Origin of the sequence: Sphingobium aromaticiconvertens (genome assembly GCF_037154075.1) — a bacterium.
GTDB classification, from domain to species: Bacteria; Pseudomonadota; Alphaproteobacteria; order Sphingomonadales; family Sphingomonadaceae; genus Sphingobium; species Sphingobium aromaticiconvertens.
Genome location: NZ_JBANRJ010000001.1, coordinates 1,952,641 through 1,972,118, shown reverse-complemented (window position 1 = coordinate 1,972,118; position 19,478 = coordinate 1,952,641). Strand labels below are relative to the sequence as shown.

Here is a 19,478-nt window from a genome sequence, read left to right as displayed (position 1 = left end):
GCGGCTAAAGCAATTTCCAGTCAGATGGACTCATCTGAAGGTTAAGAATCGCGGCAACCAAAGGCTCTAACCGCCCTTTTCATCAATCCTTAATCTCGGACCAGATGTCCTTGATCTTGGTGAAGAAACCGCTGGTTTGCGGACATTCCTCGCCCGTCTCCGTCTCGCGGAAGGCTTCCAGCAATTCGCGCTGGCGGGCCGAAAGCCGCGTCGGCGTCTCGACGTCGATCTGCACCACGATATCCCCATGACCGCGCCCGTTGAGCACGGGCATGCCCGCGCCGCGCTGGCGCAGTTGCTTGCCCGACTGAATGCCCGCCGGAATGCGGATTTCCTGTCGCGACCCATCCAGCCCCGGCACTTCGATGCTGCCGCCCAGTGATGCAGTCGTAAAGCTGACCGGCACACGACAGAAAAGCGTGGTGCCGTCGCGCTCAAATACCGCATGGCGCTTCACGTGCAGGAATATGTAGAGGTCGCCCGCTGGTGCGCCGCGCGCGCCCGCTTCTCCCTCACCCGTCAGGCGAATGCGCGTTCCTTCATCGACACCCGCCGGGATATTGACCGACAGCGACTTGTGCTTGTCGATACGACCGTCTCCCCGGCAGGACCGGCAGGGGCTGTCGATCACCTGACCTGCGCCCTGACAGGACGGACAGGTTCGTTCGACTACGAAAAAACCCTGCTGCGCCCGCACCTGACCATGGCCCTTGCAGGTGCCGCAGGTCTTTACACCCGTGCCCGGCTGCGCGCCCGATCCGTCGCAGGTGTCGCAGGGCGCCGATACCTCGATGTCGATCTCGGTCGATTTGCCATGATAGGCCTCGTCGAGCGTGATCTCCATGTCGTAGCGCAGGTCCGCGCCGCGCCGGTTTGCCTGCCGCTGACCACCACCGCCGCCAAAGCCGGACTGGCCGAAGATCGTCTCGAATATATCGCCCAGATCAGAAAAACCGCCCTGCCCGCCGCGACCGCCGCCAAAACCGCCCGGACCGCCATTCTGGAAGGCCGCATGGCCGAACCGGTCATAGGCCGCGCGCTTCTGCGGGTCTTTCAGGCATTCATAGGCCTCGGATACGGCCTTGAACTTCGCCTCGCTGTCGGTACACCCTCCGTTTTTGTCCGGGTGATATTTCATCGCCAGCTTGCGATAGGCGCTCTTGATGACGCCAGCATCCGCCGTGCGTTCGATCTCAAGCAGTTCATAAAAATCGGTCTGGGTCGTCATATTGCCCCCGGCGGCTTCTTTTCGCCGTCACCCTGTAAAAACAGAAATGACGGCGAAAAGAGCATCACCTTATGCCTTGTTGTCGTCTACTTCCGAAAATTCGGCGTCGACTACATCGTCATCGGCCTTCGGCGCTTCCGCATCGGGCGAGGCCGCGCTGGCCTGTTCCTTCTCATAGATCGCCTGGCCCAGCTTCATGGCAACAGTGGCCAGATCCTGCGCCTTGGTCTTCATCGCCTCGACATCGCCGCCTTCGACAGCCGCCTTGGTGTCGGCGATCGCCGCCTCGATCTCGGACTTGAGGGCAGCGTCCACCTTGTCGCCATGCTCTTCGATCTGCTTTTCGGTGGTGTGAACCAGACTTTCGGCGTTGTTCTTCGCTTCGGCCCCTTCACGACGCTTCTTGTCCTCTTCGGCGAAGCGCTCGGCATCCTTGACCATCTGATCGATGTCGGAGTCGGACAGACCGCCCGACGCCTGAATGCGAATCTGCTGTTCCTTGCCGGTGCCCTTGTCCTTGGCGGACACGTTGACCAGACCGTTGGCGTCGATGTCGAAGGTCACTTCAACCTGCGGAACGCCGCGCGGTGCGGGCGGAATGCCGATCAGGTCGAACTGACCCAGCAGCTTGTTGTCCGCCGCCATTTCACGCTCGCCCTGGAAGACGCGGATGGTCACGGCCTGCTGATTGTCATCAGCCGTCGAGTAGACCTGGCTCTTCTTCGCAGGAATGGTGGTGTTGCGGTCGATCATGCGGGTGAACACGCCACCCAGCGTCTCGATGCCCAGCGATAGCGGAGTCACGTCGAGCAGCAGCACGTCCTTGACGTCGCCCTGAAGCACGCCCGCCTGAATGGCGGCGCCCATGGCGACGACTTCGTCAGGATTCACGCCGGTGTGCGGCTCCTTACCGAAGAATTCCTTCACGGCCTCGCGCACCTTGGGCATGCGGGTCATGCCGCCAACCAGCACCACTTCGCTGATCTCGCTCGCCGAAACGCCTGCGTCGGCCATCGCCTTCTTGCAGGGTTCCATCGTGCGCTTGATGAGGTCCGCCACCAGCTTCTCCAGGTCGGAGCGGGTGATGTTCTTCACCAGATGCTTGGGACCATTCTGGTCGGCAGTGATGAAGGGCAGGTTGACCTCGGTCGACTGGGCCGAAGACAATTCGATCTTCGCTTTCTCGGCCGCTTCCTTCAGACGCTGAAGGGCCAGCTTGTCCTTGGTGAGATCAATGCCTTCGACCTTCTTGAAATCGTCGGCCAGGAATTGCACGACCTTGGCGTCGAAATCCTCGCCGCCCAGGAAGGTGTCGCCGTTGGTCGACTTCACCTCGAACACGCCATCGCCGATTTCCAGGATGGAGATGTCGAACGTACCGCCGCCAAGGTCATAGACGGCGATGGTCTTGCCGTCCTGCTTGTCGAGGCCATAGGCCAGCGCGGCCGCGGTCGGCTCGTTGATGATGCGCAGCACTTCAAGCCCCGCAATCTGGCCGGCGTCCTTGGTCGCCTGACGCTGGGCGTCGTTGAAGTAGGCTGGAACGGTGATGACCGCCTGCGTCACGGTTTCGCCCAGATAGCTCTCGGCGGTTTCCTTCATCTTCTGAAGAATGAAGGCGGAAACCTGCGACGGCGAATAATCCTGCCCACCGGCCTGGACCCATGCGTCGCCGTTCGGCCCTTTCGAAATCGAATAGGGAACCAGTTCCATGTCCTTCTGGGTCATGGGATCTTCAAAGCGGCGGCCGATCAGGCGCTTCACCGCGAAAATCGTATTGTCGCCATTGGTGACGGCCTGCCGCTTGGCGGGTTGGCCGATCAGACGCTCGCCATCCTTGGTGAACGCAACGATGGAGGGCGTCGTGCGCGCGCCTTCCGCATTTTCGATAACCTTGGGCTTGCCCCCGTCCATGACAGCGATGCAGCTGTTGGTGGTGCCAAGGTCGATACCGATTACTTTAGCCATTATGTCCTCTTTTAACCCCAAATCACATTTTCAGCGGTTGACGGCCCAAATACCTCACGAAAGCGCCAAGGCAAGACCGGTTTGCATGAGGGATATAGGCTCGCTTTCCCTTGGCACAAGAACTCTGCGTGTTTACCTGTGTAAACGACCGGAAACGAGACAGTCATGAAAGGCCTCCCCGCGATGCGTGCCCTCCTCCCTATCGCCGTTCTGGCCTGCCTTGCGCCGCTGGCTGCCTGCGGAGATCCAGCCCCCACCTATGTCGATCAGGCCTGGGTGCGCGTCAGCCCGAACAAGGACAGCCCGTCTGCCGGTTATTTCACGGTGCATGGCGGCGATGTCGCGACGACGCTGCGCGGCGTGCTGACCGACCGGGCGATTCGGGTGGAAATGCATGAAAGCGTGAAGGGCGATAACGGCGTCATGTCGATGAAGCCGATCGACAGCGTGGAGATTCCCGCCAAGGGCACGGTCGCCTTTGCGCCCGGCGGTAAACATCTCATGTTGTGGAATCTCAACCAAGATGCGGTGGACCAGGGCAAAATGCCGATGACCTTCCTCTTTTCCAATGGCGACCGAATCATCGTCGATGCCGTGGTGCAGAAGCCCGGAGCCGCGCCATCCCCTGCCAACCCCGCGCCCGTTGACAACAGCGCTGCAAAACCGCAGGACCATGCCGACCATTGAGCAGCCGGGCACTGACGCAGGAGGAAGTGACCCTCGCCCGCTCAATATTCGGCGAGGCGATCGCCTATGATCGCGTCCGTATCCACAATCGTAAATGGTGGCCCTTTCAACCGCGCCGGGTAACGATGGCGCCCGACGGCGACCTGTGGTTCCATCCGCAGGGTGGCCTCTATTGCGATGATTTCTGCGCCAGCCCCCTGAATATCCAGGGTCTTTTCATCCACGAGATGACCCATGCCTGGCAGGCGCAACGGGGTGGAAAATGGTATCTGCCGCTGATGCGTCACCCCTTCTGCCGCTATGATTACACAATGCAGCCGAGCAAGCCCTTCGCCCGCTACGGGCTGGAGCAACAGGCCGAAATCGTGCGCCACGCCTTCCTGATGCGGCAGGGCCTCGTCCTGTCCAACCTACCGCCATTGTCGGCATATGAAGCGATCCTGCCATTTCGGACGCGATAAAGCCCTGCCCCGTTCGGGAACGGGACAGGCTTCGACAGGCTCAGTTCGAATGAAAAAGACCCGCGCGGATCAGTCCGGTTTCTTCGCCACGCCGACCAGCGCCGGGCGGAGCAGGCGGTCCTTGATCATGTAGCCAGACTGCATTTCGGTCAGGATCGTTCCCGGCTCGGCATCAGCGGAGGGGACTTCCAGCATCGCCTGATGCTTGTTCGGGTCGAGTGGTTCACCCACCGACACCAGCTTTTCAATGCCGTTCTTGCGGAACACGCTTTCCAACTCGCGGCCGGTCGCCTCAAGCCCTGTGACCAGCCCCTTCCATTGCTCATCCTCGCGCAGATCGGCAGGGATCATGGACAGGGCGCGCCCCATATTGTCGGCGACCGACAATATGTCGCGTGCAAAAGCGGTCGACGCATAGGCCCGCGCGTCCGCCAGTTCCTTTTCCAGCCGGCGGCGCACATTCTGCGTCTCGGCATGGGCATAGAGCACGTCCTGCTTCGCGACGGCCACTTCCTCTTCCAACGCGGCGAGGCGCTCGGTCACTGCGTCAGCTGCGGGGGATGCATCCTCGGGCAACTCGTCCACGATTTCGCTATTTTCCAGGTTGTTGTTGTCTTGTGTCATCTCATCAATCTCGACAGCGTCTGTGCGGTGAAGTCCACCATTGGTATTACGCGGGCATAATTCAAGCGGGTTGGGCCGATCACACCGACCACGCCGACCACCCGGCCGTCCACTCCACGATAAGGGGCGGCTATGACCGAAGAACCCGACAGGGAAAAGAGCTTGTTTTCCGATCCGATGAAGATTTTGGTCGCGCTGCCCGCCAGCGCGCCCTCCAGCAGACGTGCAATATCCTGCTTTCCCTCCAACTCGTCCAGCAGGTTGCGGACCCGCTCCAGGTCGCTGGCGGTCCCCTCATCGATCAGGTTCGCCTGCCCCCGCACGATCAGCACCGGGCGATTCTCCGCGTCGCTCGACCAGATGGCGATGCCGCGTTCCACCAGTTCGCGGGCTGCGCCCTGAAGCGCCGACTGATCGGCCTCCAACTCGCGGCTCAGCGCCACGCCCGCTTCACGCAGGGTAAGTCCCGCAAAGCGCGCCGACATATAATTCGCCGCTTCGTTCAGCGTCGCGGGCAGCACATTGCCCGGCAGGTCGACGACGCGATTCTCGACCGATCCGTCCTGCCCGACCAGCACAGCCAGCGCCTGCCGTTCGTTGAGCGGCACGAAACCGAACTGGCGCAGCAAGGGATCGCGCTTGGGCACCATGACGATCCCGGCACAGGCGGACAGGCCGGACAGGGCCACCGTCGCCGCCGACAGCGCCTCCTCGATCCGTCCGCCCTCCGCTATGCCCGTCTCGATAGCCCGACGTTCCTCGGCCGATGGCTCCGCAGCCTGCATCATGCCATCGACAAACAGGCGCAGCCCCGTTTCGGTCGGCATTCGTCCGGCGGAGGTGTGCGGTGCCGCCAGCAGGCCCAGCTCCTCCAGATCCTGCATGACGTTGCGGATGGAGGCAGGCGACAGGCTCAGCGTCGCCAGCTTGCTGACGGTGCGCGATCCCACGGGCAAGCCCGTGCCCAGATAGCTTTCAACCACCAGCCGAAAGACATCGCGCGCGCGCTCGTTCAATTCGCTGATCGGGGTGACGGGCATGACCATGATCTAGTCGTTGCACCCCACGCACTCAAGCGGGGCGAGCATCGTCACGCGACGATCGCGTCGATCGCCGTCGCCATGTCCACGTCCCGCTGCGACAAACCGCCCGCATCATGCGTGGTCAACACTATGTCCACGCGATTATAGACATTCGACCATTCGGGATGATGATCGGCCTTCTCCGCCAACAGGGCGACCTGCGCCATGAAGCCGAAAGCCTGAACGAAATCCGTAAAGGTGAAAAGGCGACGGATGCCATCCGGATCGCTCACGCTGGTCCATTCAGGCAGGGTCGCCAAGGCCACCGCACGCTCTGCATCCGTCAATTTGCTGATCATCGGTCGCGTGCATCCTTTGCCATTTTTTCGTTTCGCGCGCCTCGCGCTTTGCCCTATGTCGCAGCGATGCCTACCAACGGTCAACCATCGCGCTTTGCTCCCACCGCGCAGGAAATAGAAACGCTCGCTCTTGAAGCGCTTTCGCGCCTGCCGGAGCCATTCCGCGCGCACCTGTTTAACGTGGCCCTGTTCATCGAGGAGTTTGCCGCTGCTGACGTGCTGGCGGAAATGGACATCAACGATCCTTTCGGCCTCACCGGCCTTTATTCGGGGCGTCCCGTGGGGCAGGAAGCGCAAAGCGGCGACCTTCCCCCTTCCATATATTTGTTTCGCCGCCCGCTGCTGGATGAATGGGTGGAAACCGGCGTGGCACTTGCGGACCTCATCACCCATGTCGTGGTGCATGAAGTCGGCCATCATTTCGGCCTGTCGGATCTCGACATGCACGTCCTGGAGGACATGGTCGCATCGTGATCGGGGTGCAGTCCCCTGCCTTGAAAATGTCCGGCCTGAAAATGTCCGGACTCGCCTGCCTGCGTGGTGGACGAATCTTGTTCCATGGCCTGGACCTTTCCCTTGGCGCCGGTGAAAGTGCGTTGCTCACCGGGCCGAACGGCATCGGAAAATCCAGCCTGATGCGCCTGTGTGCGGGGCTTTTGACGCCTTTTGCCGGAACGATCGACCGCATCGGCGGCGTCGCCCTCAGCGACGAGCGCCTTGCACTAGACCTGGACCGGACGCTGGAGGAGGCTCTGGGTTTCTGGGCGGGGATCGACGGCGCGGAAGCGTGGGTCGACGCGGCGCTCGATGCACTGGCGCTCGGCGCGCTGCGCGCTGTACCCGTCCGGATGCTCTCGACCGGGCAGCGCAAGCGCGCGATGCTGGCGCGGATCATGGCATCGGGCGCGACGATCTGGCTGCTCGACGAACCTGCCAACGGCCTGGACTCTGCATCGGTCGACTTGCTCGGCGTGATTGTGTCGGCTCATCTCGCCGATGGCGGCATCGTCGTCGCCGCCTCGCACCAGCCGCTCCCGCTCATGGCGCCCGTGATGATCGACCTCCTCGCCTATCAGCCGGTGGAGCCATGAAGACGTTTCGCCTGATCGTTGCGCGCGACCTTCACGCGGCGTGGGCGTCTGCGGGCCTCTGGTTGCCGGTGGCTTTCCTGTTGCTGGTCGCCAGCCTCTATCCCTTCGCCATCGGGCCGGACACAGCCCTGCTGGCACGCACGGGCGGCGGCATGTTGTGGATCGCCGCCTTGCTCGCCAGCCTGTTGCCGATCGACCGGCTGATCGCCCCCGACCGGGATTCGGGCGTTCTGGATCAATTGTCGCTGCGCGGTGTCGGAGAGGAAACTATCATCATTGCCAAGCTGGTGGCCCATTGGCTGGGCTTTGGTCCGCCGTTGATGCTGGCCACTCTGCCCGCCGCCGCGCTGCTGAAACTGGATGGCGCCACGATCATCCTGCTGGAAGCGGGGTTGCTGATCGGTACCCCCGCCCTTGCCGCACTCGCCCTGCTGGTCGCGACCCTGACTGCGGGCCTGCGGTCGAGCGGTGCTTTGGCGGGTCTGCTAGCCCTGCCGTTGGCGGTGCCATTGCTCATATTCGGCGCCGGAACGCTGGGCGACGGCAGCGGCGCCGCGCTCAAATGGCTGGGCGCGGCCTCGCTGTTGCTGGTGGCACTCACCCCTATTGCCGGTGGCGCAGCTATCCGGGCAGGACGCGAATAAAGGCTTGCCAGATTCTATTGACGACATCGGTGGAAACTGGCAGTTGCCCACGCCCAGGCGGGTGTAGCTCAATGGTAGAGCTTTTGCTTCCCAAGCAAGTGACGAGGGTTCGATTCCCTTCACCTCCCGAAACAGGGGCGTCCGCTTCTCCCGCGCGGCCATCAGTATCTCCTGATGCTCGGCCCCGGCAAGCAGCACCGTTTGCTCGCGCGATTCAGCCAGCAGTATCGCGGCCTCATCCGCTTCCATTGCCAGGTTGAACAGGCGCTTGTCAGCCTGCATTGCTGCGGGGCTGTTGGCCGCGATCGTCCGCGCCAGCACCAGCGCCTCGGCATGGGGGTCAACGGCCGTCCGCGTGACCACACCAAGACGCGCTGCCTCCTCCCCGCTGATCGTCCGCCCGGTATAGGTCAGTTCGCGCGCCACATCGTCGCGCACAACGCCCCGAAACAACGCAATCCCGGCGACATCGGGCACCAATCCCCAGCGTGCCTCCAGCACCGCCAGTTTGGCATCCGGCGCGGCGATACGGATATCCGCGCCCATCATGATCTGAAACCCCGCGCCCAGCGCCACGCCATGCACCGCCGTGATCACCGGCATGGGCAGTGTCCGCCAACCCCAGGCGATCTGCTGCACCCGATTGGCGATGCCGTGCGTGCGCGGCATCAGGTCGGGTAACTGGCCACTCGCGAACATCGACAGGTCCAGCCCCGCACAAAAGCCATCCCCCTCGCCCGATAGGACCACACAGCGCACGCCCGGCATCGCCCCCAGCCGCGCGATGGCGTTGATGATCGCATCAAACTGGTCGTCATCCAGCGCATTCAGCCGCTCGGGCCGCGCCAGTTTCACGTCCGCCACGCCATCCGCCAGGTCGATCCTCACCCGATCCGCCATTTTTCTTACATCTCCTGCTTGCAAGCCCGCTGGACTTGTCCAAAGGGGTAGGTAGCGCCGCCCCGATTTGCAACGCAAGCCCGACTGGATCGCATGGATACGCCCACCGCGCCGACGCCGACCTCGCACTATTTCACGTCGCTGCGGACCAGGCTGCACTATCTCGACTGGGGAAACAGTGCTGCGCCGCTGCTGGTGCTGGTGCATGGTGGGTTCGATCATGGACGTAGCTGGGACTGGACTGCCCGCGCCCTATCGAAAGACTATCATGTCATCGTCCCCGACCTGCGTGGGCATGGCGACAGCGGCTGGTGCAATGACGGCGGCTATGCAATGCACCATTATATCTATGATCTGGCGCAACTCATCGCGTTACAGGGGCGCGATCCGGTGACGATCGTGGGTCATTCACTGGGCGGATCGATCAGCCTGCGCTACGCTGGACTGTTCCCGGAAAAGGTCGCAAAACTGGTAGCAATTGAGGGGTTGGGCATGGCGCCCGCCATCGTCCAGCAGCAACAGGCCAAATCCCCGCCGGAACGCTGGCTCAACTGGATAGAGGAACGCCGCGCCAGCGCCAGCAAACCGCATCGCCCATATCCGACGATCGAGGCCGCAATCGGCCGGATGCGCGAGCGCAACGAGTTTTTGTCGCTGGAACAGTCCCTGCATCTCACCATCCACGGCACCAACAGGAATGAGGATGGCAGCTATAGCTGGAAGTTTGATCCCTATCTGAAGACCGCTCCGCCACACGGCTCGCTCGACGAGCAATTGCCCGAATTCTGGAGCCAAATCACCTGCCCCGTTCTGCTGTGTCTTGGCCTGGACAGTTGGGCGTCCAACCCAATGAAGGACGGCCGCGCCGCCCACTTCACCGATGCCCGTCTGGTCGAGTTCGCCGATGCAGGCCATTGGCTGCATCATGACCAGTTCGAAAAGTTCATCGAGGAATTGCGCGCGTTCCTTTGAGGCTTCAGCCCCCAACCCAATCCTTCGAAGCAATCCCCTGCGCGTAAAGCAGCACCGACAGGTCGCCATGCACAATCTCCGCGTCGGCTGCGGCACGGGTCTTGGGCTTGGCATGATAGGCGACGCCCAGCCCTGCCCCTTCGATCATCGGAATGTCGTTGGCGCCGTCGCCCACCGCCAGCGTCAGCGCGCGATCGATACCACCCGCGATCGCCGCCTCCAGTTCCGCACGCTTGCGGGCCGCGTCGACGATGGGTTCCGACACGGTCCCGGCCAGCAGGCCACCCTCAATGTTCAGCACGTTGGCGACCGCGCGGTGAAAGCCCAGCTCTTCGGCAACAGGCCCGGTGAAGCGGGTGAAGCCGCCCGATACCAGCAGTGCCTGCGCGCCGCGTGCCCGCATAGTGCCGACCAGCGCCTTTGCGCCGCCCATGACCCGTACCCGCTCGACACGGCACTGGTCGATCGCCGCATCGTCCAGCCCCTTGAGCAGCGCGACGCGGGCATGGAGCGCTCCGGCAAAATCCAGTTCGCCCTGCATCGCCCGCTCGGTGATCTCGGCGATCTGCGCCTTGATCCCGGCATAGTCGGCCAGTTCGTCGATACACTCGACGGTGATCATGGTCGAATCCATGTCGGCGATCAGCAGTGCCTTTTCGCGGGTGGCAACCGGCTGGACGATCAGGTCCACGCCCTGCCCGATGCCTGCCAGCACGTTGCGCGCGGCGACAGGATCAGCGGCAAAGAAAAGGTCGGAGGCCTTGCCCGCGTCCAGCCATGCATGATGCTCCGGCGCGCATCCCGCTGCGGCCAGCCGATTCATGCCGTCGGCAATATCCGCTTCCGCAAGCGAGCTGCTTGCCACTAAGGTCGCGACGAACATGGACACTCCTGAACCTCAAAACGACGAATCCCGTCCGCCGGTCGCGCTTATTGCCGGGCCGACCGCCAGCGGCAAGAGCGCGCTAGCGGTTGCGTTGGCGCAAAAGGCTGACGGCATCGTGATCAATGCCGACGCCAGTCAGGTCTATGCCGATCTTTCCGTCCTGTCGGCGCGTCCGACGGACGAAGAGATGGCGGACGCCCCCCATCGCCTGTTCGGCCATATCGACGGAGCGCAGGCATGCACCGCCGCGCGCTGGGCGGAGGAAGCCCGCCAGGAAATTGCCAAAGCCCATGCGACGGATAAGCTGCCGATACTGGTCGGTGGAACCGGGCTATACCTGCGGACGCTGCTGGACGGGATCGCGCCGATTCCAGACATAGCCCCCGACATCCGCGCCATTGCCCGCGCACTACCGGTTGCGACGGCCCATGCGGCATTGACGCGGGAAGACCCAGAAGCCGCCGCGCGACTGGCCCCCGCCGACACCACCCGCGTCGCCCGCGCGTTGGAAGTCGTGCGTTCCACAGGCCGTCCACTGGCCGAGTGGCAGCGCGACAAACAGGGCGGAATTGGCGCGACCATCACGCTGCGCCCCATGCTGCTGCTGCCTCCGCGCGACTGGCTGATTGCGCGTTGCGACCGAAGATTCGATCAGATGGTCGAGGGTGGCGCAGTCGAGGAAGTGCGACATCTGCTGGCCCGCCACCTCAATCCCGACCTGCCGGTTATGCGCGCCATCGGTGTTCGCGAAATCACCGCCTGGCTGGCAGGTGAGATCGACCGGGACGCCATGCTGGAACGGGGCCGCACTGCCACCCGCCAATATGCAAAGCGGCAATATACCTGGTTCGCCAACCAGCCCCCCGCCCATTGGCTGCGTGAGAATAGAGAGATTGATGCTAAAATCATTGATAAATTAGCAATTAAATTACAACTTTAGATATTGACTTGCCATTATATAACAAATAGAGGCTGCCATCTTGCTATCGCGGGGCGGCTGGCGCAAAGGCGCTGCCTTGGTTTTTTACGGGAAGGACGTAACGTGGCCGAAAAGAGCGGCGCGGACATATTGTGCGAATGCCTGGTCGATCTGGGCGTCGAGGTCGTGTTCGGCTATCCGGGCGGCGCCGTGCTGCCCATCTATGATGCGCTCTACAACCACCCGAAGATCAAGCATGTGCTGGTCCGCCACGAACAGGGCGCGACCCATATGGCGGAGGGTTATGCCCGCTCCACCGGCAAGCCCGGTGTCGTTCTCGTCACCTCTGGTCCCGGCGCGACCAATGCCGTCACCGGCATCACCGACGCGCTGATGGATTCGATCCCGATGATCGTCATCACCGGCCAGGTCCCCACGCAGTTGATCGGCACCGACGCTTTTCAGGAGGCCGACACCGTCGGCATCACGCGTCATTGCACCAAGCATAATTATCTGGTGAAGGACCCGCGCAAGCTGGCCGGCATCATTCATGAAGCCTTTCATATCGCCACCACCGGTCGCCCTGGCCCGGTCGTCATCGACATTCCCAAGAATGTCCAAATCGCGACCGCGCCCTATGCGCGGCCCGAACCGGTCCAGCACGCCAGCTATCGCCCGCAGGTCAAGGCCGATCCGGCCACGATCGACGCGGCCGTCGAAATGCTGGCTGCGGCCGAGCGTCCGATCCTCTATACCGGCGGCGGCGTCATCAATTCGGGACCGGAAGCCTCCGCGCTGTTGCGTGAACTGGCCGCGATCACCGGCGCGCCCGTCACTTCGACCCTGATGGGTCTGGGCGCCTTCCCCGCCTCCTCCGACCAATGGTTGGGGATGCTGGGGATGCATGGCACCTATGAGGCCAATTTTGCGATGAACCGCGCCGATCTGATCCTGTGCGTCGGCGCACGCTTCGACGATCGTGTGACGGGCCGGCTGGACGCCTTTGCGCCCCATGCCCGCAAGGTCCATATCGACATCGACCGCAGCTCCATCAACAAGATCGTCGAGGTCGATGTTGCCGTCGTCGCCGATGTCGGCAACGCCCTCGCCGATATCATCGCCCTGTGGAAGACGCGCGGCCATGAAAAGGCGGACCTGTCCGACTGGTGGGCGCGGATCGAGGGTTGGCGCGCGCGCAAGAGCCTGGACTATGCCGAGGGCGGGACCGAGATCATGCCCCAGCGCGCGATCGCCGACCTGTTCACCGCCACCCGCGGTCAGGATGTCATCATCACGACCGAGGTTGGCCAGCATCAGATGTGGGCGGCGCAGCATTTCCATTTTGACGATCCCAACAAATGGCTGACGTCGGGTGGTCTGGGCACGATGGGTTATGGCTTCCCCGCCGCCATCGGCGCGCAGATGGGCAATCCCGACAGTCTGGTCGTGTGCATCGCGGGCGACGCCTCGGTCCAGATGAACATTCAGGAAATGGGCACGGCCAGCCAGTATCGCCTGCCGGTCAAGCTGTTCATCCTGAACAATGAATATATGGGCATGGTCCGCCAGTGGCAGGAACTGACTTATGAAAGCCGCTATTCCAACAGCTATTCCGACAGCCTTCCCGATTTCGTGAAGCTGGGCGAGGCCTATGGCTGGACCGGCATTCGTATCGAGGGGATGGACGATCTGGAACCGGGCATCAGGCAGATGCTGGAAACGCCCGGTCCGGTGATCGTCGACTGCCGCGTGGCGAAGCTGTCCAACTGCTTCCCCATGATCCCGTCGGGGGCTGCGCACACCGAAATGTTGCTGGATCCCAGTCATGTGGGCGGCACCATGTCGGACGAGGCGAAGGCGCTGGTGTGATGGCCATTTTGTGACCGGACATCTCAAACTCCGCATCCATGTAACGGAACCCTGGGATTTCGAACGCATCGCGGGCAATGCAGAATTGACCGGCTGGACAACCGACCATGCCGATCCAGACAATGAGGAATGGGAAGTGCATCTCGACCAGGGTTTCGACTATCATGAGCGGCGGATCGGCCGCCTGCTGGTCGGGCCGCGCTATGTCGGCGAACATCTCGACAGGGTGCATGACGCCGTGGTCGGGTTCCCTGCCCGCCTCGCCCACCGCCAGGATAATGGCTGGCATTACGCCTTCATCGGTATGTTGTCGTTGAACCAAGATGACATTCATGCCGCACCGGACAGCGAAACGGACATCTGATGCATATTCAGGAAGAATTCAGCCAGCGACATGTCCTGTCGCTGACGGTCTCTAACGAGGCGGGCATCCTTGCGCGGATCGCGGGCCTGTTCACGGCGCGCGGCTATAATATCGACAGCCTGACCGTGGCGGACATCACCCCCGACCACAGCGTCAGCCGCATCACCATCGTCACCAACGGCCCGCCCAAGGTGATCGACCAGATCATCGCGCAACTCGACCGCCTCGTATCCGTTCACAAGGTCACGGATCTTTCCGAGAACGGTCCTTATGTCGAACGCGAACTGGCGCTGGTGAAGGTCGCGGGCACGGGTGAAGACCGGATCGAGGCACTGCGGCTTGCCGACGTGTTCCGCGCCAAGGTGGTCGACACGACGATCGAAAGTTTCATCTTCGAGATTACCGGCCCGACCGACAAGATCGACACTTTCGTCGCGCTGATGCGCCAGATCGGCCTGGTTGAGGTTGGCCGGACCGGCGTCGTCGGCCTTGTCCGGGGCAAGAGTCCTATCTGAACCCAAGTTTGCCAAAGTTTAAGCGTCGCATCCGGCGGCGCGCTGTTTTCCACCACTTAAGTCTAACGCCTCCCGTATGGGAGGACGAGAAGGGAATGTTCCAATGCGTGTTTATTATGATCGTGACGCAGACATCGGCCTGATCAAGGGCAAGAAGATCGCCATCGTCGGCTATGGCAGCCAGGGCCATGCCCATGCCCAGAACCTGCGCGACAGCGGCGTTGCCGAAGTCGCCATAGCCCTGCGTCCCGGCAGCGCCACCGCCAAGAAGGCCGAAGGCGCCGGTTTCAAGGTGCTCAGCAACGCCGATGCCGCCAAGTGGGCCGACATCGTCATGATCCTGGCCCCCGATGAGCATCAGGCCGCCATCTATGCCGACGACCTGCACGCCAACATGAAGCAGGGCGCCGCCCTTGCCTTCGCCCATGGCCTGAACGTCCATTTCGGCCTGATCGAGCCGCGCGCCGACCTCGACGTGTTCATGATCGCGCCCAAGGGTCCGGGCCACACCGTCCGCAGCGAATATGTGCGCGGCGGCGGCGTCCCCTGCCTCATCGCTATCGCGCAGGACGCAACCGGCAACGCGCATGACGTCGCCCTATCCTACGCTTCCGCCGTTGGTGGTGGCCGTTCGGGCGTCATCGAGACGACCTTCAAGGAAGAGTGCGAAACCGACCTGTTCGGCGAGCAGGCCGTGCTGTGCGGTGGCCTGTCCCACCTGATCCAGGCGGGCTTCGAAACGCTGACCGAGGCGGGCTATGCCCCCGAAATGGCCTATTTCGAGTGCCTGCACGAAGTGAAGCTGATCGTCGATCTGATGTATGAAGGCGGCATCGCCAACATGCGCTACTCGATCAGCAACACCGCCGAATATGGCGACATCCATACCGGCCCACGGATCATCACCGACGAGACGAAGAAGGAAATGAAGCGCGTGCTGGAAGACATCCAGTCGGGTCGCTTCGTCAAGCGCTTCATCCTCGACAACCGCGCCGGCCAGCCGGAACTGAAGGCCAGCCGCAAGCTCGCCGCCGCGCACCCGATCGAGCAGACCGGCGCCCAGTTGCGCGCCATGATGCCCTGGATCGGCGCCAACAAGCTGGTGGACAAGGACAAGAACTGACATAGAGCTTAAAGGCAGGGCCGCGCCCTAGGGTGCGGCCCTGCCTTTTTTTAGAACATAGCGTTAATCTTGCCGGCATAAATTGCGATGCTCTATATCCCGCTCACAATCGCCGTGATGGCGTTGATTGCAGTCATCATCCTGATCCGGCAGGCATTTATGAACAGGCGGCTGATGGAATATTCGGTCAATCTGGCCGTCAATCTTCACGCACAGCAAATGTCCGCCACTTTAAGGCCGACCAGATCCTTGCCCGGCGTCATCCGCCCCGACCTGATCGCCAGCCTGACGACTACGCGCAACCGGCTCGGCACGGTCGGCTTCGCCATCGAATCCATGCTCCTGCAAACTGTACGGCCCGCGTCGATACAATTATATATTTCAGATGCCGTAGAACCTTCTGAAATTCCGGATTATCTTCATCAATTACAGGATTATGGTCTGCGGATAAATTTCGTGCCGGACATTGGGCCTCATACGAAATTAATTTATGCTCTTCGTGATTTTCCCGGTCATTACATCATGACCCTGGATGATGATTTCTATCACCCGGTCAACAGCGTGGAAGCCCTACTCAGGACCGGGCAGGCCGCGCCCAACGCCATCGTCGGCAATTGGGTTCGTCAATTGAAGATGAACCCGGCAGGTCGGATAAAAAGGGCGAAAAGCGGCAAGCTGGTCACGACCAAGAAACAGGTCCGTGAAATCGACTGCGCGTGTCCTGCCTTGAAGATAGGCTATGATTTCTTTGCTTACGGAACCAGCGGCATCCTGTATCCCCCCGCCTGCATGGACGACAGGGCAATGGATGTCGACACGTTCCGCAGACTCTGCCCGACCGAGGATGATATCTGGTTCAAGGCCATGAGCCTGCTGCGGGATACGCCCGTCGCGGCCACCAACCTGGGCCATTCGCCAAAACATCATTGCCTTACAGGCAGCCAAGCGGTGGCGTTACGTCACCAAAATTACAATGCCGCTGCCGCAACTGATCGTCAGTTTGCCGCCGTTTTCGAGCATTTCGATCTGTATGAACGGCTCAAGTTACTGAAAAAGCGCCCTTTCTAAATCGCCCCAAAGGCCCTCGATCACCCCATAGTTACGAACGATGTGTTTCACGCTTCACCTCTGGAACTTGTCACGGACGTTGCTATTCTTCGCAGCGTCCCTTGATCGTTTCTGGAGAGCTGTTCGCATGCGCAAGATTCTCATCCCCGCCGCCGCCCTGATCGCCATTGCCGGCGGCTCCGTCCTCATCGCCCAGGCGCCCACGGCCGCGCCCGGCTCCAAGGACGCGACCAAGGTCACGGGCGGCACCTACACGATCGACGGGGGCCACACCCAGATCGTCTTCGCCTATGACCATATGGGCTTCACCAATAATATGGGCGTGATCGCGATGCCCACCGGCACGCTGACGCTGGACCCCAAGGCGCCCGCAGCCGCCAAGGTCTCGGTCGACATCCCGGTCGCCAACCTGAAGACCGGCGTTCCCAAGCTCGACGAGCATCTGATGAAACCGGACTTCTTTGACAGCGCCAAATTTCCCACCGCGAAATTCGTCTCCACCGGCGTGAAGCCGGAAGGCGCAACCGGGGCGGAGATCACCGGTAACCTCACCATAAAGGGCGTGACCAAGCCCGTGACGCTGGACGCAGAATTCTATGGCGCAGGCAAAGCCCCGGCGATGATGGGCGGCAAGGAAAATGTCGGCTTCGTTGCCACTGGCACGATCAAGCGCAGCGATTTTGGCATGGGTTATGGCGTGCCGATGGTCGGCGACGCGATCGAACTGAAGATCATCGCCGGTTTCGTGAAGCAGTAAAGGCTTGGGGAGGTTGGTTCAGGCTGGCCTCCCCCTTCCCTCACCCCACACCATAAAAGCGCTGGACGCATCACACTCCCATCCGCTATGTAAAACCCACCATGCAGCGCGCGCTTCTTCCCCTGCTACGACTTACACGCCCTTAGGCGTGGTTTTTCCGTTGTCCTTCGCTTATGGGCAACGTCGATACGCCTAAGGGCATTTTTCGCAGGCACAGATACCACCGGGCGCATTCATGCCGCCCGATAGGCAGAAGAAGTAGTTTCCCCATGATGCTGACCGACCCTTCGCAGAAATATCGATCTTTCCCGCAGGTCGACCTGCCCAACCGGCAATGGCCCGCACAGGTCATCACCGCCCCGCCCCGCTGGCTCTCCACCGATCTGCGCGACGGCAATCAGGCGCTGATCGACCCCATGAACGCAGAAAAGAAGCGCCGCTTCTTCGACCTGTTGCTGAAAGTCGGTGTCAAGGAGATTGAGGTCGGTTTCCCCTCAGCCGGCGCGACCGAGTTCGATTTCATCAGCGGCCTCGTCCAGTCGGACGCCATTCCCGATGACGTGATGGTGCAGGTGCTGACCCAAGCCCGCGGCGACCTGATCGCCACGACCTTCCAGTCGCTCAAGGGCGCGAAGCAGGCAATCGTCCACGTTTATAACGCCGTGTCCCCGGCCTGGCGGCGCATCGTCTTTGGCATGGAACGCCCGCAGATCAAACAGATCGCCGTTGACGCCGCCAAGCTGCTGCGCGATGAAGCCGCCGCCCAGCCGAACACCGACTGGCATTTCGAATATAGCCCGGAAACCTTTTCCACCGCAGAGCTGGAGTTCAGCCTGGAATGTTGTGAAGCGGTGATGGACATATTGATGCCCACGCCGGAAAAGCCGCTGATCCTGAACCTGCCCGCGACGGTGGAGGCGGCGACGCCCAACATCTATGCCGACCAGATCGAATGGATATGCCGCCATATTTCACGCCGCGACAGCGTCGTCATCTCGCTCCACCCGCATAACGACCGCGGCACCGGCGTCGCGGCAGCGGAACTGGGCCTGATGGCAGGCGCCGATCGTGTCGAAGGCTGCCTGTTCGGCAATGGCGAGCGCACCGGCAATTGCGACATCGTGACCGTTGCGCTCAACATGTACACGCAGGGGATCAACCCGGAACTGGACTTCTCCGACATCGATGAAGTCATTCAGACAGTCGAATATTGCAATCAGTTGCCCGTCCATCCACGCCATCCCTATGCGGGAGAACTGGTGTTCACCGCCTTTTCCGGTAGCCATCAGGACGCGATCAAGAAGGGCTTTGCCGCGCAGGATGCGCGCAACGACCTCATCTGGGACGTGCCCTATCTGCCGATCGACCCCAAGGATCTGGGCCGCGATTATGAAGCGGTGATCCGCGTGAACAGCCAGTCGGGCAAGGGCGGCGTCGCCTGGGTGTTGGAGCAAGACAAGGGACTGAAACTGCCCAAGCGGATGCAGGCCGATTTCAGCCGCGTCGTCCAGGGTGTCGCCGACAGCACCAGCCGCGAACTCAACGCCGCCGACATCTGGAGCGCATTCGAGGCGCATTATCGCCTTGGCACCGACCAACCCTATCGCCTGATCGACTATCATGAGAGCGGCGCGGCGGGCGACCGGATCTTCACCGGCAAGATCGGCTATCAGGGCGGCGAGCGCAGCGTTTCCGGGCGTGGCAACGGACTGCTCTCCAGCGTACTGGCCGCGTTGCGCGATGAGTTCGGCGTGGAACTGGAGATCGCCGATTATAGCGAACATGCGGTCGGCGCGGGCAGCGATGTCAACGCCGCCGCCTATGTCGAATGCCGCACGCCCGATGGCCGCACCGTCTTTGGCGTGGGCACCGACAGCGATGTGGCGACCGCCTCGGTCAAGGCGGTGTTGTCGGCCGCCAACGGGCTGACCGTAAGGGCCTGACACACGACAACACACCGCGCCGCTATCACCCCGCCAATCTGGCGCGGGTGATAGCGGCGCAATTGCAGAAAATCTCCG

General features: G+C 61.9%; 20 protein-coding genes, 1 tRNA gene and 1 pseudogene. 15 read left to right on the top strand and 7 right to left on the bottom strand.

Features of this window, described 5'->3' with window-relative positions:
* Nucleotides 1–82: 82 nt before the first annotated feature.
* Nucleotides 83–1,228 carry a molecular chaperone DnaJ gene (gene dnaJ, locus WFR25_RS09365; RefSeq protein ID WP_336970406.1) on the bottom strand — a complete coding sequence of 382 codons (1,146 nt, stop codon included), beginning with the start codon at nt 1,226–1,228 and terminating at the stop codon, nt 83–85.
* Nucleotides 1,229–1,297: 69 nt separating this feature from the next.
* On the bottom strand, nt 1,298–3,196 hold the full coding sequence (gene dnaK, locus WFR25_RS09360) for a molecular chaperone DnaK (RefSeq protein ID WP_336970405.1): 1,899 nt from the start codon (nt 3,194–3,196) through the stop codon (nt 1,298–1,300).
* Nucleotides 3,197–3,379: 183 nt separating this feature from the next.
* On the opposite strand from dnaK, the gene WFR25_RS09355 reads away from it, so the two are divergent.
* Both WFR25_RS09355 and WFR25_RS09350 read left to right on the top strand, forming a co-directional pair.
* Nucleotides 3,380–3,883 carry a copper chaperone PCu(A)C gene (locus WFR25_RS09355; protein WP_336974806.1) on the top strand — a complete coding sequence of 168 codons (504 nt, stop codon included), beginning with the start codon at nt 3,380–3,382 and terminating at the stop codon, nt 3,881–3,883.
* Nucleotides 3,880–4,344 carry a vgr related protein gene (locus WFR25_RS09350; protein WP_336970404.1) on the top strand — a complete coding sequence of 155 codons (465 nt, stop codon included), beginning with the start codon at nt 3,880–3,882 and terminating at the stop codon, nt 4,342–4,344. Before WFR25_RS09355 ends, WFR25_RS09350 begins: the two co-directional genes overlap by 4 nt.
* Nucleotides 4,345–4,413: 69 nt before the next feature.
* On the opposite strand, the gene grpE is transcribed toward WFR25_RS09350, so the two are convergent.
* From grpE to WFR25_RS09335, 3 genes are read right to left on the bottom strand one after another with little or no spacing between them, the layout of a single operon-like run.
* Nucleotides 4,414–4,968, bottom strand: a complete 555-nt coding sequence (grpE, locus tag WFR25_RS09345; RefSeq protein WP_336970402.1) for a nucleotide exchange factor GrpE — start codon at nt 4,966–4,968, stop codon at nt 4,414–4,416.
* Nucleotides 4,965–6,008 carry a heat-inducible transcriptional repressor HrcA gene (gene hrcA, locus WFR25_RS09340; RefSeq protein ID WP_336970400.1) on the bottom strand — a complete coding sequence of 348 codons (1,044 nt, stop codon included), beginning with the start codon at nt 6,006–6,008 and terminating at the stop codon, nt 4,965–4,967. The genes grpE and hrcA overlap by 4 nt, the downstream gene beginning before the upstream one ends.
* Before the next feature lie 50 nt (nt 6,009–6,058).
* Nucleotides 6,059–6,349: a 4a-hydroxytetrahydrobiopterin dehydratase gene (locus tag WFR25_RS09335; RefSeq protein WP_336970398.1), complete on the bottom strand. Its 291-nt coding sequence runs from the start codon at nt 6,347–6,349 to the stop codon at nt 6,059–6,061.
* Nucleotides 6,350–6,415: 66 nt separating this feature from the next.
* Here WFR25_RS09335 and WFR25_RS09330 point away from each other — a divergent pair, with 66 nt between their 5' ends.
* The 4 genes from WFR25_RS09330 to WFR25_RS09315 all read left to right on the top strand — a co-directional run bounded on the left by WFR25_RS09330 (nt 6,416) and on the right by WFR25_RS09315 (nt 8,212).
* Nucleotides 6,416–6,823 carry a metallopeptidase family protein gene (locus WFR25_RS09330; RefSeq protein WP_336970396.1) on the top strand — a complete coding sequence of 136 codons (408 nt, stop codon included), beginning with the start codon at nt 6,416–6,418 and terminating at the stop codon, nt 6,821–6,823.
* A gap of 26 nt (nt 6,824–6,849) precedes the next feature.
* Nucleotides 6,850–7,440: a heme ABC exporter ATP-binding protein CcmA gene (gene ccmA / locus WFR25_RS09325; RefSeq protein ID WP_336974804.1), complete on the top strand. Its 591-nt coding sequence runs from the start codon at nt 6,850–6,852 to the stop codon at nt 7,438–7,440.
* On the top strand, nt 7,437–8,084 hold the full coding sequence (locus WFR25_RS09320; protein WP_336970394.1) for a heme exporter protein CcmB: 648 nt from the start codon (nt 7,437–7,439) through the stop codon (nt 8,082–8,084). Before ccmA ends, WFR25_RS09320 begins: the two co-directional genes overlap by 4 nt.
* 56 nt (nt 8,085–8,140) lie before the next feature.
* Nucleotides 8,141–8,212, top strand: a tRNA-Gly gene (locus WFR25_RS09315).
* A gap of 55 nt (nt 8,213–8,267) precedes the next feature.
* Here the strand turns inward: WFR25_RS09315 and WFR25_RS09310 are convergent.
* Nucleotides 8,268–8,984: pseudogene (locus WFR25_RS09310) on the bottom strand (crotonase/enoyl-CoA hydratase family protein); the annotation flags it as partial.
* 93 nt (nt 8,985–9,077) lie between these two features.
* On the opposite strand from WFR25_RS09310, the gene WFR25_RS09305 reads away from it, so the two are divergent.
* Nucleotides 9,078–9,956 (top strand): alpha/beta fold hydrolase, encoded by an 879-nt coding sequence (locus tag WFR25_RS09305; RefSeq protein ID WP_336970393.1) that lies wholly within the window; start codon nt 9,078–9,080, stop codon nt 9,954–9,956.
* A 4-nt stretch (nt 9,957–9,960) separates the two neighbouring features.
* On the opposite strand, the gene serB is transcribed toward WFR25_RS09305, so the two are convergent.
* Nucleotides 9,961–10,839, bottom strand: coding sequence for a phosphoserine phosphatase SerB (gene serB, locus WFR25_RS09300; protein ID WP_336970391.1), 879 nt, complete (start codon nt 10,837–10,839; stop codon nt 9,961–9,963).
* Here serB and miaA point away from each other — a divergent pair.
* From miaA to leuA, 8 genes are all read left to right on the top strand, one after another.
* Nucleotides 10,838–11,782, top strand: coding sequence for a tRNA (adenosine(37)-N6)-dimethylallyltransferase MiaA (miaA, locus tag WFR25_RS09295; protein ID WP_336970390.1), 945 nt, complete (start codon nt 10,838–10,840; stop codon nt 11,780–11,782). The genes serB and miaA overlap by 2 nt on opposite strands.
* A gap of 102 nt (nt 11,783–11,884) precedes the next feature.
* Nucleotides 11,885–13,630, top strand: a complete 1,746-nt coding sequence (locus WFR25_RS09290; protein WP_336970389.1) for an acetolactate synthase 3 large subunit — start codon at nt 11,885–11,887, stop codon at nt 13,628–13,630.
* Nucleotides 13,631–13,640: 10 nt separating this feature from the next.
* On the top strand, nt 13,641–13,994 hold the full coding sequence (locus WFR25_RS09285) for a hypothetical protein (RefSeq protein WP_336970388.1): 354 nt from the start codon (nt 13,641–13,643) through the stop codon (nt 13,992–13,994).
* Nucleotides 13,994–14,509 (top strand): acetolactate synthase small subunit, encoded by a 516-nt coding sequence (gene ilvN / locus WFR25_RS09280; RefSeq protein ID WP_336970387.1) that lies wholly within the window; start codon nt 13,994–13,996, stop codon nt 14,507–14,509. The genes WFR25_RS09285 and ilvN overlap by 1 nt, the downstream gene beginning before the upstream one ends.
* A 103-nt stretch (nt 14,510–14,612) precedes the next feature.
* Entirely contained in the window at nt 14,613–15,632 is a 1,020-nt protein-coding gene (ilvC, locus tag WFR25_RS09275) for a ketol-acid reductoisomerase (RefSeq protein WP_336970386.1), read from the top strand.
* An 87-nt stretch (nt 15,633–15,719) separates the two neighbouring features.
* Nucleotides 15,720–16,700 (top strand): glycosyltransferase, encoded by a 981-nt coding sequence (locus tag WFR25_RS09270; RefSeq protein ID WP_336970384.1) that lies wholly within the window; start codon nt 15,720–15,722, stop codon nt 16,698–16,700.
* A gap of 127 nt (nt 16,701–16,827) precedes the next feature.
* A complete protein-coding gene (locus tag WFR25_RS09265; RefSeq protein ID WP_336970382.1) occupies nt 16,828–17,457 on the top strand; it encodes a YceI family protein in 630 nt (209 codons plus the stop codon).
* Nucleotides 17,458–17,726: 269 nt separating this feature from the next.
* Complete coding sequence (gene leuA / locus WFR25_RS09260; protein ID WP_336970380.1) at nt 17,727–19,400, top strand: 2-isopropylmalate synthase; 1,674 nt, start codon at nt 17,727–17,729, stop codon at nt 19,398–19,400.
* Nucleotides 19,401–19,478: the final 78 nt, after the last annotated feature.